The organism is Streptomyces sp. NPDC056479 (assembly GCF_042795335.1).
Taxonomy (GTDB): domain Bacteria; phylum Actinomycetota; class Actinomycetes; order Streptomycetales; family Streptomycetaceae; genus Streptomyces.
The window spans coordinates 173,664-187,708 of sequence record NZ_JBHTRZ010000001.1; the positions used below are offsets into that span (position 1 = coordinate 173,664).

The following is a 14,045-nucleotide window of genomic DNA, read 5'->3' on the forward strand; positions in this document are numbered from 1 at the left end:
ACAGGTTGTGCGCAAGGCGCACAGTAGTGCGCGAGTTCGCTCAGCGGGAAGGTAGAAGCCTCAAACGCATCCGGTCAATGGGTTCGCCGACAACATTGTTGACACTTCTGGAGGTGGCGATGTCCGCCGAAGACCGCGCACCGCACTTCGTGAGGTCCTTCGAGCGTGGCCTCGCCGTCATCCGCTGCTTCGGCGCCGGCCATCCCGCCCGCACACTCAGCGAGGTCGCCCACACCTGCGACCTGACCCGCGCCGCTGCCCGCCGCCTGCTGCTGACCCTCGCCGACCTCGGCTACGTCCACCAGGACGGCCGCCTCTTCAGCCTCACCCCGCGCGTGCTGGAACTCGGCTACTCCTACCTTTCCAGCTACACCCTGCCCCAGATCGCCGAACCGCATCTGGAGCAACTCGTCGCACAGGTACGGGAGTCGTCGTCGCTGTGCGTCCTCGACGGCGACGACATCGTCTACGTCGCCCGGGTCCCGACCAGCCGCATCATGACCGCGTCCATCACCGTCGGGACGCGCTTTCCGGCGTATGTGACCTCGGTGGGCCGGGTCATCCTCGCCCACCTGCCCGAGGAGGAGATCGAACTCCGTCTGACCGGCACCGAGTTGAAGTCCTTCACCCCGCGCACCCGCACCTCGCCGGACGCTCTGCGGGCGGAGCTGCGCCGCGTCCGCCGACAGGGCTACGCCGTCGTCGACCAGGAGCTGGAGGTGGGGCTCAGGTCGGTCGCCGCCCCGGTGCGGGACCGGGACGGCGAGGTGGTCGCGGCCGTCAACATCGCCGTGCACGCGGGCCGCAACACGGTCGACTCCGTGCGCCGGGACCTGTTGCCGCCGCTGCGGGCGACGGTCGCCCGGATCGAGGCCGACCTGCGGATCACAAATCCAGGACCAGCCGGCGCCCCCGGCACCGTGACACACAGATCATCATCGTCTCGCCGCCCTCCCGCTCCTCCTGTGTGAGGACGGAGTCCCGGTGGTCCGGGGTGCCGTCGAGGACGTCGGTCTCACAGGTCCCGCAGGTGCCCTCGGTGCAGGAGTACAGCACCTCGATGCCGGCCGCCCGCACCGTGTCCAGCACGGAGACACCGGGCGCGACGGTGAGCGTCCGCCCGCTCTGCGCCAGCGCGACCTCGAACTCCCGCTCCTCGCCGGCCGGTTGCGCCTTCGCCTGGAACCGCTCGACGTGCAGCATCCCGGACGGACACCGCGCCTCGACGACGTCGAGCAGCGGACCGGGGCCGCAGCAGTAGACGAGCGTGCCGTCGGGAACGTCGTCGAGCACCGGGCCGAGGTCCAGCAGCCCGGACTCATCCTGCGGGGCGACGCCGACCCGCCGGCCGTAACGCCCCAACTCCTGCGTGAACGCCATGGATCGACGCGTACGCCCGCCGTAGAGCAGCGTCCAGTCGGCGCCCGCCGCTTCGGCCGCGGCCAGCATCGGCAGGATCGGTGTGATGCCGATGCCGCCCGCGATGAAGCGGTAGCGGGGAGCGGGCTCCAGCCGGAAGTGATTGCGGGGCCCGCGCACCCGGACCTTGTCGCCGTGTCCCAACTGCTCGTGCACATGGGCGGATCCGCCTCGCCCGTCCGGCTCCCGCAGCACCGCGATCCGCCAGGTGGCGCGGTCCGCCGGATCGCCGCACAGCGAGTACTGCCGCTCCAGCTCCGGCCCGAGCACGACGTCGATGTGGGCGCCGGGTTCCCAGGCGGGGAGCCGCTCGCCGAGCGGGTGGCGCAGGGTGAGGGCGAGGACGCCGTCGGCCGCGAACTCCCGGCGGTCGACGACGAGTTCGGCTTCGTACACGTCACTCATGAACTGGTCCCCCGCGGCTCGTGTCCCTGCGGCCGGTGTCCCTGGAGCCGGTGTCCTTGTGGGTGGGCGAGCATCCACTCCCACATCTCCACCGGGTCCTGCGCGGTGTGCTCGCGGCCGCAGTGACAGGTGCCGTGCAGGACGTCGGTGCCCGGCAGCCAGTCGATGCGGTAGATCTCACCGGTGGGACCGCTCACTGGACCTTCTCCGACTCCATCGGCTTGGCGCCCTCCTCGACCAGCCGGGCGAGGATACGGCGAGCGGCCAGGCCGCCGGTGTCGATGTTGATGCTCAGCTCCTGGTAGCCGTGGCGTTCGGTGCCGAGGGTCTTCTGGAGCAGGTTGAGGGCGGTGACGTCCTGCATGACGACGGTGTGGTTGTTGCCGCGCAGGAACTCGGTGACCTCGTCGTCGTCCGTAGCCCAGTCCCGCGAGACCGCCCAGAAGTCGTACACCTTGCCGTCGCCGGAGGGCGTGATGGCGTAGGTGACCTCGGTGTGGAAGCCGCCCGGGTCGCTGCCGTCGGGCTCGGGCGCCACACCGACCGGAGCGACCCGGCTGTGCAGCAGGTACAGACACGGGGCGTGGTACTCGATGTCCTGCCAGCGGGTGATCCGGCCCTCGATGCCGGTCGACCTGGCGTAGAACGGCGGGCACTCGGCGTCGTCCATGTGCCGGCTCACCCGGACGATGCCGGCGCCCTCGTCGACCTCCGTGGTGATCGGCGTCTCGGCGACCTCGGGGGTGCCGATGTAGCCGCCGTGGAGATAGGTCTCGTGGGAGAGGTCGAGAAGGTTGTCGACGAGCAGGCCGTAGTCGCAGTCGATCGGCTCCATGCCGCGCACGGTGACCCAGCCGGGGGAGTCGAGGTGCCTGGCCCGGGGGATGCCCTGCGGGTCGGCGAGCGCCGGGTCGCCGATCCACACCCAGATCAGCGAATCCTGCTCGACCACCGGGTACGAGGCGACTCGCGCGGTACGCGGGACGCGTTTCTGTCCCGGCACATACACGCACGTACCGGTCGTGTCGTACGTGAACCCGTGGTACCCGCACACGATCCGGTCACCGTCGAGCCGGGTCGGCGCCTCGGACAGCGGGTAGCGGCGGTGCACACACCGGTCGTGCAGGACGACCGGCGTCCCCTCCTCCTCGGTGCGGTAGAGGACGAGCGTCTCCCCGAGAATCGTCCGTCCGAGCAACTCGCGCCCGACCTCGTGGCTGTAGGCGGCGACGTACCACTGGTTCCTGGCGAAGGCGGTGGTGTGAGGCATGGGGTTCCCGTCCCTGTCGGCGGGGCTTCGTCGCCCCGCGTGCCGTGGTTGGCATCAGGGTCGTGACGGCTGCGACCGCCGCGCAAGGCGACTTCTGCCAGACGGAAGGGGAGGCCCTACTCAAGGCTGAGCTGACGCAGATTGGTCCTGGTGAGCTCAAGGATCTCGTCACCGCGTCCGGACAGGACGGTTCGGGTGGCGAACAGCGTGAAGCCCTTGATCTGCTCAAGCGTGAGTTTGGGTGGGAGCGAGAGCTCCTGGCGCTCGGTGTGGACGTCGACCAGAGCGGGACCCTCGTGTGCGAAGGCCTCTCGCAACGCGTCCTCCAACTCGTCCGCGCGCCGGACGAGGGACGCATGCAGGCCGGCTGCGCGGGCCAGGGCGCTGAAGTCAGGATTCTCCAGACCGGTGCCGTAGGTGACGACGCCTGCGGCCTTCATCTCCAACTCGACGAAACCCAGAGCCGAGTTGTTGAAGACGACCACCTTCACCGGGAGGTCCAGCTGCCGCAGTGTGCTCAGCTCGCCGAGCAGCATCGCCAGGCCGCCGTCGCCCGAGAGTGCGATCACCTGCCGGCCGGGATGGCTGGCCTGGATCCCGATGGCGTGCGGCAGAGCGTTGGCCATCGAGCCGTGGTTGAAGGAGCCGATGAGCCGCCGCGCCCCGTTCATGCGCAGATAGCGCGCCGCCCATACGGTGGGCGTGCCGACGTCGGCGGTGAAGGCCGCGTCCTGGGCCGCCAGCCGGTCGACGGTGGCGGCGACGTACTGCGGGTGCAGCGGGGAGTCGGTGGGCTTGGCCTCGGCCAGCCGGTCCAAGCGGGAGCGCACCCGCTGGTAGTGGCCGGTCATCGTCTTCAGGAAGCCGTCGTCGCCTCGGCGTTCGAGGAGGGGGAGCAGCGCCTGGGCGGTGTCCTTGACGGTCCCGACCAGGGGGACCTCCACGGGCGTACGGCGGCCGATGTGCTCACCGCGCACGTCGACCTGCACGACGGACGCCTTCCGCGGATAGAACGAGCGGTAGGGGAAGTCGGTGCCCAGCATCAGCAGCGCGTCGCAGTGCTCCATCGCCCGGTAGCCGGAGCTGTAGCCGATCAGCCCGGTCAGCCCCACGTCGTAGGGGTTGTCGTACTCCAGGAACTCCTTGCCCCGCAGCGAGTGCACCATGGGCGCCTTCAGCGCCTCGGCCAGCGCCACGGCCTCGTCGTGCGCCCCTTCGCAGCCGGCCCCGGCCAGGATCGTCACCCGATCGGACGCGTTGAGGATCCGCGCCGCGCGGGCCAGCGCGGCGTCGTCCGGTCGTACGTGGGACGACGTCTTGAGCACCGGGTGCTGAGCGGGCCTGTCGGGCGCCGGCGCCAGGAACAGTTCGCCGGGGACGACCAGCACCGCCACTCCGCTGCGCTCGAGGGCGGTGCGGACAGCCGTCGCCAGGAGCCAGGGCACCTGTTCCGGCATGCTCGCCAGTTCGCAGTACACGCTGCACTCGCGGAACAGCAGCTGCGGATGGGTCTCCTGGAAGTACTCGCTGCCGATCTGTTCCTGGGGAATCTGCGCGGCCACCGCGAGCACCGGCACCCGGCTGCGCTGCGCGTCGAAGAGTCCGTTGATCAGATGCAGGTTGCCCGGCCCGCAACTGCCGGCCGCGACCGCCAGGCGCCCCGTCACGCCTGCCTCGGCGGCGGCGGCGAAGGCCGCGGCCTCCTCGTGGCGGACATGTCCCCACGCGATGGTGCCGTCACGGCGCAGAGCGTCGGTGAAGCCGTTGAGGGAGTCGCCGGGCAGGCCGTACACCCGTCGCACTCCGGACGCCTTGAGCATGGAAACGATGAGGTCAGCGACCGTGTCGGCCATGATGTGACGTCCTCCCGACCCGGGCTGCGGTGGGCGGCGCGATGATCGCCGCAGGTCCTGTCCTCAGCATGGCCCGGCTCGGGGTAGGCCGCACCCGCTGTCCGCGGCTCAGGAGGGCGCGCGGACACCGCCGAGCAGCCGGTTGAACACGCTCACCGTCACCACCGCGTAGGCGAGGTGGGGAACGATGTCAGCGATCCAGTCGGACGTGGCCCAGGTCCGGGGATCGGTAACCCCCAGTACGGTCATGGGGCCGTTGGTGGCCACGAGTGCCCCCACCACGGCGACGGCGTACTGGGTGCTTCGAGCCGGGCGCCAACCGGCCGCATGCCCCAACCCCAGCATGGCGCCCATACCGATCCCGGCCGCCAGGCCCGTCAGCGCACCAAGGGCCTCGGTGCGGTTCTCCTGAGCCTGACCCTCGCCGGGGATGCGCAGGTGAAGCCTTTGCGCCAGCTTCTGCACGGTCGTCTCGGGTGTGGAACTGGTCGGCCGGCCCCGCAGCACCATGTCGCCGTAGGAGACCACGTCGAGCGCCGTCGTACCCGCGGCCCCGGCGGCGGACCCGTAGAGCAGTGGGCCCGTGACACGCACCATGGCAATCCCGCTCCCTTCCCCCTCAGAATGCGGCACCTCCGCCGTCCCCGCCATGCGTGTCCGCCCGAGGCCACCGCGCGCGGGAGCCTCGGCGACGGCTTCAGGGGGCGGGCTTCGGATCGATCCACAACGCCTCGGAGACGGCGCACAGTTCGCCCTCGGCCGTGGCGAGCGCCACGCCCATCGTGTGCTTGCGGCCGGACTCCGACAGTAGCCACGCGTACGAGATGTACGGCTCACCCGCGGCGACGGGCCGCAGAATCGTGCCCGTGAGGGCCGCCGTGACCGCGCCGGGGCTCAGGGTGCCCAGGAAGCGGCCCGCCCAGTGGCCCGGGCAGTCCAGAGCGCCCCAGACCAGTTCGGCCGTGAGCAGGCCGTCCGGGTCGGCGAACGCGTGGGACGGGGTCCAGGCGGAGGCCACCAGATCGGCCTCCGGCACCGGCGCGCAGTACACACGCAGACCGCGGTCGGCGGAACGCAGGCCGCAGCCGAAGCAGTCGACCACACCCGACGGCGGCGCCGCCCGGAACCTCTCCGCCGCGGCGGCCGCCTCGTCCCAGGAGGGCGCGGCCGGCGCGGCGAGCGGCAACTCGCCCGGACGCGCCACGGCAAGGGGCCGCTCGGACCCGCCCAACTCCACGCCCCCGTCCGCCGTTTCGGCGATCCGTACGGGCGCCTCGACCGGCACCGGCCCCCGGAAGTCCACTCGTACCGTCGGCGCTCCGGACCTCGCCGCGAGTACTCCGGCGACGTAGCCGCCGAAGGCCACTCCTGGGTAGCCGATGTACAGCTCCGGCACCACGATCGCGTCGTTCGTCGTCATGATCCCCACCTCACCACACCCAGGGACCGAGATCATGCCGACGGGTTGCGCTCCTCGCTCAGAGCGCCCCGGCCGCACTGTGCAGGTTCTTCGCCGCCAGGGCGAGCCCCTCGAGCCAGGGCGCCCGGGAACAGGCCCGGTACGCGGTCGCCGTGGCCGTGGAACGCCTGGACCAGGACCGCGCCGAACCCCGGGAGGTGGTCCTCACCCCGCAGCTCGTCGTGCGCGGCAGCATCGCCGAGCCGCGCTGACCCGCAGCCGTGCGGTCATCGTTCGAGCGCTTTGTGCGCCGTCTCGGGCAGGCGCAGATACACCAGCGACGAACCGAGGCAGAGTACGGCGACGTACCAGGGGAAGAGGTCCGCGTGCCCCAGCTCCTTGAACAGCGTTCCCACGTACGGCGCCGTACCGCCGAACAGCGCGACCGTCAGCGAGTACGGGAACCCGATGCCCGCCGCACGCACCCGGGGCGGAAACACCTCGGCGTTCACCGCCGCGCTGATCGACGTGAACCCGGTCAGCAGCACCATGCCGGCGCACTGCACGAGCAGCAGCACCGCGAACGAGTCGCGCAGGGCGTGCAGCAGCGGGACGGTGAGCAGGGCGAAGCCCAGGCCGAAGAAGAGCAGGAGAGGGCGGCGGCCGAAGCGGTCGGAGAGGAGACCGCCGATCGGCTGGAGCAGGGCGAAGAAGGCCAGCGAGATCGTGCCCGCGAGCAGGGCGTCCGACTTCTCGATGCCCGCGTTGAGTTCGGCGTAGGTCGGCAGATACGACGTCCAGGTGTAGTAGGCGATGGTGCCGCCGGCGGTGATGCCGCAGATCAGCAGGGACTGGCGGGGATGACGTCGCAGTGCCTCCAACAGGCCGGGGCGGGCGGCCTTTTGCTGCTCGGCGCTCCGCGTCTCCTGCGCGCCCTGCCGGATCCAGAAGCCGACCAGGCTGAGCACGGCGCCGAGCACGAACGGCACCCGCCAGCCCCAGCCGTTCATCTGCCCGTCGGTCAGCGTGTCCACCAGCAGCGTCGCGATGCCGGAGGCGACGAGTTGCCCGGCCGTCGTCGACACGTACTGGAAGCTGGAGAACAGCCCGCGTCGCCCGGGCCCCGCCGACTCCACCAGGAACGTCGTCGATGCCGCGAACTCGCCGCCCACCGACAGGCCTTGGAGCAGCCGTGCCAGGACCAGGATCACCGGAGCGAGGACGCCGACCGACTCGTACGTCGGGGTCAGACCGACCAGCAGACTGCTGCCGCCCATCAGCAGGATGGTGACCGTCAGCGCGGCGCGCCGGCCGCGCCGGTCGGCGATGGCGCCCATCAGCAGTCCGCCCACCGGTCGCATGAAGAAGCCCACCGCGAAGACCGCGAATGTCGAGAGCAGCGGTACCAGGGAGTTGTCCGCGCCCTTCGGGAAGACCTCGGCCGCGATGTAGGTGGCGAGGAACGTGTAGGCGTACCAGTCGTACCACTCCACGGCATTGCCGACCGAGGCGGCGAGGAGTTGGCGTACGGGCCGTTTCGTCGGCGGGGAAACCGTGCGCGTCGTCTCTGTCATGATCGCGACCATCCCCAGACCCGCGCCCGGCACACCTCACGTACCCATGACTTTCACACGAGCGCCATCGGACCCTTCCCTGACGTTTGGTGCTCCTGGAACACTCCTTCCGCGCGGCTTCCGTCACCAGCCGGCCGGTCAAATCACCCTCTATGGGAAGAGGTGCCTCTCTCATGCCCGAAGTCAATCGCCGCAGATTCCTTCAAGTCGCGGGCGCGACCACGGCGTTCACGGCTCTCTCGAGCAGCATCCAGCGGGCTGCGGCCATCCCGGCGAACCACCGCACGGGGTCGATCGAGGACGTCGAGCACATCGTCGTACTGATGCAGGAGAACCGTTCCTTCGATCACTACTTCGGCAAGCTGCGCGGCGTCCGCGGCTTCGGCGACCCGCGCCCGGTGGCGCACGACAGCGGCAAGTCGATCTGGCACCAGTCGAACGGCACCAAGGACATCCTGCCGTTCAACCCGGACGCGGACGACCTCGGCATGCAGTTCCTGGAGGGCCTCCCGCACGGCTGGAACGACGGTCAGCAGGCCTACAACGGTGGCAAGTATGACAAGTGGATCCCCGCCAAGGGCACCACGACGATGGCGTACCTGACCCGTGAGGACATCCCCTTCCACTACGCCCTCGCCGACGCCTTCACCGTCTGCGACGCCTACCACTGCTCGTTCATCGGCTCGACCGACCCGAACCGCTACTACATGTGGACGGGTTACACGGGCAACGACGGACAGGGCGGCGGCCCGGTCCTCGGCAACGACGAGCTCGGCTACGGCTGGACGACCTACCCCGAGCGCCTGGAGCAGGCCGGCATCTCCTGGAAGCTCTACCAGGACATCGGCGACGGTCTGGACGCGGCCGGCTCGTGGGGCTGGATCGAGGACGCCTACCGCGGCAACTACGGCGACAACTCGCTGCTGTACTTCAACAAGTACCGCAACGCCCAGCCCGGTGACCCCTGGTACGACAAGGCCCGCACCGGCACCGACGTCAAGAGCGGCGACGGCTACTTCGACCAGCTCAAGGCCGACGTCAAGGCCGACAGGCTGCCGCAGATCTCCTGGATCGCCGCTCCCGAGGCCTTCACCGAGCACTCCAACTGGCCCTCGAACTACGGTGCCTGGTACATCGCGCAGGTCCTGGACGCGCTCACCTCCAACCCGGAGGTCTGGTCGAAGACGGCCCTGTTCATCACCTTCGACGAGAACGACGGCTTCTTCGACCACGTGGTGCCGCCGCTGCCGCCGAAGGACGCCTCCAAGGGCAAGTCCACCGTCGATGTCTCGCTCGACCTCTACAAGGGCGACAGCAAGCGCCCGGCCGGCCCCTACGGGCTCGGCCCGCGGGTGCCGATGCTGGTCGTCTCGCCGTGGAGCAAGGGCGGTTACGTCAACTCCGAGACCCTGGACCACACCTCGATCCTGCGGTTCATGGAGCGCCGTTTCGGCGTCAAGGAGACCAACATCTCGCCCTGGCGCCGGACCATCTGCGGCGACCTGACCTCGGCCTTCGACTTCTCCCGCAAGGACAGCCGCCCGGCCGCGCTGCCGGAGACGGACGAGTACGAGCCGCAGGACCGCGAGCGTCACCCCGACTACAAGCCGGCGCCGCCCGCCGACCCCGACATGCCGAAGCAGGAGCGCGGTCTGCGTCCCTCGCGCCCGCTGAAGTACGCCCCGCACGTGGACGGTTCGGTGGACGCGGCGGCCGGCAAGTTCACGCTGTCCTTCGCCTCCGGCGCCAAGGCCGGTGCCGCCTTCCACGTCACGTCCGGCAACCGCACCGACGGCCCGTGGATGTACACCACCGAGGCCGGCAAGTCCCTCGCGGACACCTGGAACTCGGTGTACTCGGGCGGCTCGTACAACCTGACCGTGCACGGCCCGGCCGGCTTCGTGCGCTACTTCAAGGGCTCGAACAAGGCGGCCGGTCCCGAGGTCACCGCCCGCCACAAGGGCGACGACATCGAGCTGATCTTCACCAACAAGGGAACGGCGAGCGCACGCCTGAAGATCGTCAACGGGTACGGCGGCCGTCCCACGACGGTGACGGTGCGCCCCGGCGCCACCGTCTGCCGCACGGTCGACCTGACGGCGAGCCGTCACTGGTACGACCTGACCGTCACCTCCGAGACCGACCCGGCGTTCCTGCGGCGGTTCGCCGGGCGCGTGGAGACCGGGCGTCCGGGTGTGAGCGACCCGGCGATCATCACGGACTAGTCCGGATCGCAGTGCCGATCAGGGCACTGTTCACAGCGCGGTGAGGTGCCCCGGCCCAGGCTGCCGGGGCACCAACGCCGGCTCCGGGGCTGCCGAGTCCGGTTCCAGGGCCAGCACGGCCGCGACCGGGTGCGGGTCGGGGTCCCCGGCGGCCAGGAGGTGCTCGTCGGCGTCCGCGACGGGGCCGGCGTACTCGTCGTTCCCGGCGGGAGCCGGTGTCGCCCGGCTGAGCAGCACCACGCCCCAGGACGCCAGGCCCGCCCCGGCCAGCGCGAGGAGGACGCCCACCGGTCCGCCCTGCAACCGCTCGCCGAGCAGCACGAGCCCGATCACCGCGGCCGCCATCGGGTTGGCCAGCGTCACCACCGCGAGCGGGGCGCCGAGACCGCCCCGGTAGGCGGTCTGCGACAGCAGCAGCCCGCTCACCGCGAAGGTCGCGACCAGCAGCGCCACGCCCACCACCTGAAGGCTCAGCAGCGGGGCGGAGTGGTCCGTCGCGGCCACGGTCACCGTCTGGGTGAGGGCCGAGGCGACCCCGGAGGCGAAGCCGGACGCGGTCGCGTGCCGCAGTCCCGGCCGGGCGCCCGGCCTCGACAGCATGCCGATCAGGGCCACCGTCACGGCCGCGACCGCCATCGCCTCGGACGTGCTCATCACGTCTTCGGGTGCCGGTCCGGAGGCCGTGACCAGGATCGCCGCCAGGCCGACCAGTGTCAGCGCCGTACCGCGCCACTCCACCGGGCTGACCCGCCGCCCGGCGATGCGCGCGCCCAGCGGCACCGCGGCCACGAGGGTGAGCGCGCCGAGCGGCTGGACCACGGTCAGCGGACCGTACTTCAGGGCCACCACGTGCAGCAGCGCGCCGGAGCCGTTGAGCAGGACCGCGCCCCACCAGGCGCCTGAGCCGAGCAGTCGCACCAGGCCGGAGCCCGGGGTGCGGGAGGCCAGCCGCTCCTGGGCGACGGCCGCGGCGGCGTAGGCGACGGCGGAGAACAGGGACAGGACGACGGCGAGGAGGGTGGCGTTCATCGGGCCGCTCCCACGAGTACGGACTCCTCGTCCGTGGCTTCCTCGCTCCGGGGACCCGGGACGAGATCACCGGCACCGCGGCCGGCTGTCGTGACCGTGCGCCACGGCAGGGGGATCACCGCGAGCGCGAGGCCGAGCATGGCTCCCGCCACGAGGGCGTCGAGCCAGTAGTGGTTGGCGGTGCCCACGATGACCAGCAGGGTCAGCAGCGGGTGCAGCAGCCATAGCCATCGCCACCGCGAGCGGGTCGCGACGATCAGGCCGATCGCCACCATCAGGGCCCAGCCGAAGTGCAGTGACGGCATCGCCGCGAACTGGTTCGAGAGGTGGTCGGTCTGGGGCGAGCCGTAGACGGTGGGGCCGTACATCTGGCCGGTGTCGATCAGTCCGGTCGCGGCCGCCATGCGCGGCGGCGCGAGCGGGAACGTCAGATGCACCACCAGGGCGGCGGCGGTGACGGCGGCGAGCACGCGGCGGGCCCAGACGTAGTGCGTGGGCCGGCGCAGATACAGCCAGACCAGGAAGGCCGCGGTGGCCGGGAAGTGGACGGTCGCGTAGTAGGTGTTCGCGAGGTGTATGAGCGTCTCGCCGTGCAGCAGCAGGTCCTGCACCGTGGCCTCGTCGGGCAGATGGACCGCCCGTTCCAGGTTCCACACGTGGTCCGCGTTGCCGAAGGCCTCGCCGGTGTGGCCCGTGGCCAGCTGTCGGCCGAACTTGTAGACGAGGAAGAGCCCTGCGACGAGCAGGAGCTCCCGGACGAGCGGAGGCCGCGCTATCGCGTCGGTCTCCGCTCGAGCAGGCTCGGTGCGGCCATTCATCCCCCGGCCCTTTCGCCGACGTGGGTGGTGCTGGTGGAGCTGTCGAGCTGGTGACTCCTCGGGCTCGGCGAACTCATCGATACGTCGACGTACCGAAACGCCCCTGTACCGATACGCCACTGTACCGATACGTCGGCGTTCCGGTACAGTGACGTTTCGATAGACGTACGACACACTGGAGACCGAGCCCCACGCACAGGGCGGGGCGTCACACCCGAGCGAGGAGAAGAGCAGATGACGTCGCAGGCCGCGGACGGACCGGAGACGGTCGCCGCCTCGCGCCGCTCCAAGATCACGCCCGAGCGTGAGCAGGAGTTCTTCGACGCCGTGCTCGAACAGATCCGCGCCTGCGGCTACGACTCCGTCACCATGGAGGGCGTCGCGGCGACCACGCGGTGCAGCAAGGCCACGCTGTACCGGCAGTGGAGGACGAAGCCCCAGTTCGTGGCGGCCGCCCTGCGCGGCAGTCGGCAGACCCGCTTCGACGGCATCGACACCGGCACGCTCGCGGGGGACCTCAAGGAGGCCGCCCGGGCCGCGGGGGCGTGGTCGGCCAAGGACACCCGGCTGCTGCAGGCCCTCGGCCATGCCGTCCTGCAGGACCCGGAGCTGAAGCAGGCACTGCGTGAGGCGCTCATCGAGCCCGAGCTCGACGCGCTGCGGGAGATCCTCCGGCGCGGGGTGGAGCGCGGGGAGGTCGCCGCCGACCATCCGGCGCTGGAGTACATCCCCGCCCAGATCTTCGGCGTGCTGCGGGCCCGTCCCGTGCTCGAGGGCGAGGACGCCGATCCCGAGTACATCGTCCGATTCGTGGAGGCCGCCGTGCTGCCGACCCTCGGCCTCACCTGAGACTCAGGCCGCCGTCCATGGGATGACTGGACGGTGACCTGTTACGCGCCGCACCGTGGGGACGGGGGCGGCGCGCACCCCCCGGCCGGGTGGGGCTCCTCTTGAGCGGAGGGGAGCCCCGCCCGGCCGCATCACGTCCGGGGTGGATCAGGGCGGAGGATCAGACGTCCTGGCCGCTGCCGCCGCCGGTGTACACCTTGATGCCCTTGGCGATCTCGTCCAGAACTCCCTGCCCCTCCTCGACGTCGACGCCGAAACGGACCACGACCATCTGCTGTCCGCTGACGGGCGAGGGGAAGGCGAGCGACTCGACGTAGCCGTCGGAGCCCTTGCTCGTCACCGCCTTCCAGCGGACCAGGTAGCCCTTCTGCCCGGCCACGGTCACCGCCTTCGAGGCCAGCACCTCGTGCGAGCTGATCTCGCCGTACCCCTTGCCGTACGACTCCTCGGCGTTTGCCGCGATGTCCGCCTTGGCGACCTCCTCGGCCGTTTCGCCCTTCGTGCCGTGCGCGAGCGCGGGGGCCGAGTAGGCGCCGCCCTTCATGCAGGTCTCGGAGGTGTCGGAGGGGCACTTGTACGACTCGTCCGAGGACACCTGCGCGCCCACGCCGAGCTGCTGGCCGTACCAGCCGTCCGGCACGGGGATGCTGATCCCGTTCACCGGGTCGGTCACCGAGCCACTGTCCACCTTCGGCGCCTCGGACCCCTCGGGTGCGGGCGACTGGCCGCCCGAGCCGCCGGAGCCCCCGTTCCCGCCGCCGGAGTCCCCGAAGGGACCGCCCTGACCGCCACCGGGCCCGCCCTGTCCGCCCTGGCCGCCCGGGCCCCGCTGCTGGGAGTCGGCGCTGCCGCCGCCCGAGCCGTCGCCGGCGGTCAGCGCGTACACGCCGACGCCTATGCTCGCGAGGACGACCGCGGCCACGCCCACGGCTATGCCCGTGCGCAGGCCGCGCCGCTTGCCCGACTGCAACTGGCCGGGATAGCCCGGGTGCACCGGATAGGCCGGAAACGCCGAGGGGCCCCCGTCGGCCGGCGGCTGTTGTGGCGGGCCCGACACCTCGGCCGACCCCACGGGCCGGACCTGGTCCGTCCACGCCTTGCCGTCCCACCAGCGCTCGGTGGGCGGCCCGTCGTTCTTCTGTCCCGGGTCGGGGTACCAGCCGGGAGGAGTCACCTGCGTCATGGGTCCACCGTATGAGGCGTC

General features: G+C 71.0%; 13 protein-coding genes. 3 read left to right on the forward strand and 10 right to left on the reverse strand.

Going from position 1 to position 14,045, the window contains the following annotated elements:
* Positions 1 to 119: 119 nt before the first annotated feature.
* Positions 120 to 971: an IclR family transcriptional regulator C-terminal domain-containing protein gene (locus ACFQ6S_RS00710; RefSeq protein WP_383401369.1), complete on the forward strand. Its 852-nt coding sequence runs from the start codon at positions 120 to 122 to the stop codon at positions 969 to 971.
* On the opposite strand, the gene ACFQ6S_RS00715 is transcribed toward ACFQ6S_RS00710, so the two are convergent.
* The 7 genes from ACFQ6S_RS00715 to ACFQ6S_RS00745 form a co-directional block, all read right to left on the reverse strand.
* The gene (locus tag ACFQ6S_RS00715; protein ID WP_383401372.1) at positions 886 to 1,824 is read right to left on the reverse strand and encodes a PDR/VanB family oxidoreductase; all 939 of its coding nucleotides are present in this window, start codon (positions 1,822 to 1,824) and stop codon (positions 886 to 888) included. The two genes, ACFQ6S_RS00710 and ACFQ6S_RS00715, sit on opposite strands and share 86 nt — an antisense overlap.
* Positions 1,821 to 2,021, reverse strand: coding sequence for a hypothetical protein (locus ACFQ6S_RS00720; RefSeq protein WP_383401375.1), 201 nt, complete (start codon positions 2,019 to 2,021; stop codon positions 1,821 to 1,823). The genes ACFQ6S_RS00715 and ACFQ6S_RS00720 overlap by 4 nt, the downstream gene beginning before the upstream one ends.
* Positions 2,018 to 3,094: a Rieske 2Fe-2S domain-containing protein gene (locus ACFQ6S_RS00725; protein WP_383401378.1), complete on the reverse strand. Its 1,077-nt coding sequence runs from the start codon at positions 3,092 to 3,094 to the stop codon at positions 2,018 to 2,020. The genes ACFQ6S_RS00720 and ACFQ6S_RS00725 overlap by 4 nt, the downstream gene beginning before the upstream one ends.
* Before the next feature lie 116 nt (positions 3,095 to 3,210).
* A complete protein-coding gene (poxB, locus tag ACFQ6S_RS00730) occupies positions 3,211 to 4,947 on the reverse strand; it encodes a ubiquinone-dependent pyruvate dehydrogenase (protein WP_383401381.1) in 1,737 nt (578 codons plus the stop codon).
* 108 nt (positions 4,948 to 5,055) lie between these two features.
* Positions 5,056 to 5,544 (reverse strand): hypothetical protein, encoded by a 489-nt coding sequence (locus tag ACFQ6S_RS00735; RefSeq protein WP_383401384.1) that lies wholly within the window; start codon positions 5,542 to 5,544, stop codon positions 5,056 to 5,058.
* 100 nt (positions 5,545 to 5,644) lie between these two features.
* Positions 5,645 to 6,367 carry a hypothetical protein gene (locus ACFQ6S_RS00740; RefSeq protein WP_383401387.1) on the reverse strand — a complete coding sequence of 241 codons (723 nt, stop codon included), beginning with the start codon at positions 6,365 to 6,367 and terminating at the stop codon, positions 5,645 to 5,647.
* 266 nt (positions 6,368 to 6,633) lie between these two features.
* On the reverse strand, positions 6,634 to 7,932 hold the full coding sequence (locus ACFQ6S_RS00745) for an MFS transporter (protein WP_383401390.1): 1,299 nt from the start codon (positions 7,930 to 7,932) through the stop codon (positions 6,634 to 6,636).
* A gap of 161 nt (positions 7,933 to 8,093) precedes the next feature.
* Between ACFQ6S_RS00745 and ACFQ6S_RS00750 the strand changes: the two genes are divergently transcribed.
* Complete coding sequence (locus ACFQ6S_RS00750; RefSeq protein ID WP_383401393.1) at positions 8,094 to 10,145, forward strand: phosphocholine-specific phospholipase C; 2,052 nt, start codon at positions 8,094 to 8,096, stop codon at positions 10,143 to 10,145.
* A gap of 30 nt (positions 10,146 to 10,175) precedes the next feature.
* Here the strand turns inward: ACFQ6S_RS00750 and ACFQ6S_RS00755 are convergent, their stop codons facing one another.
* Both ACFQ6S_RS00755 and ACFQ6S_RS00760 read right to left on the reverse strand, forming a co-directional pair.
* Entirely contained in the window at positions 10,176 to 11,174 is a 999-nt protein-coding gene (locus ACFQ6S_RS00755) for a DMT family transporter (RefSeq protein WP_383401396.1), read from the reverse strand.
* On the reverse strand, positions 11,171 to 11,992 hold the full coding sequence (locus ACFQ6S_RS00760) for a phosphatase PAP2 family protein (protein ID WP_383401399.1): 822 nt from the start codon (positions 11,990 to 11,992) through the stop codon (positions 11,171 to 11,173). The genes ACFQ6S_RS00755 and ACFQ6S_RS00760 overlap by 4 nt, the downstream gene beginning before the upstream one ends.
* Positions 11,993 to 12,226: 234 nt before the next feature.
* Here ACFQ6S_RS00760 and ACFQ6S_RS00765 point away from each other — a divergent pair, with 234 nt between their 5' ends.
* Positions 12,227 to 12,841, forward strand: coding sequence for a TetR/AcrR family transcriptional regulator C-terminal ligand-binding domain-containing protein (locus ACFQ6S_RS00765; protein ID WP_383401402.1), 615 nt, complete (start codon positions 12,227 to 12,229; stop codon positions 12,839 to 12,841).
* Between the two features lie 160 nt (positions 12,842 to 13,001).
* Here the strand turns inward: ACFQ6S_RS00765 and ACFQ6S_RS00770 are convergent, their stop codons facing one another.
* A complete protein-coding gene (locus tag ACFQ6S_RS00770) occupies positions 13,002 to 14,024 on the reverse strand; it encodes a DUF2510 domain-containing protein (protein WP_383401405.1) in 1,023 nt (340 codons plus the stop codon).
* Positions 14,025 to 14,045: the final 21 nt, after the last annotated feature.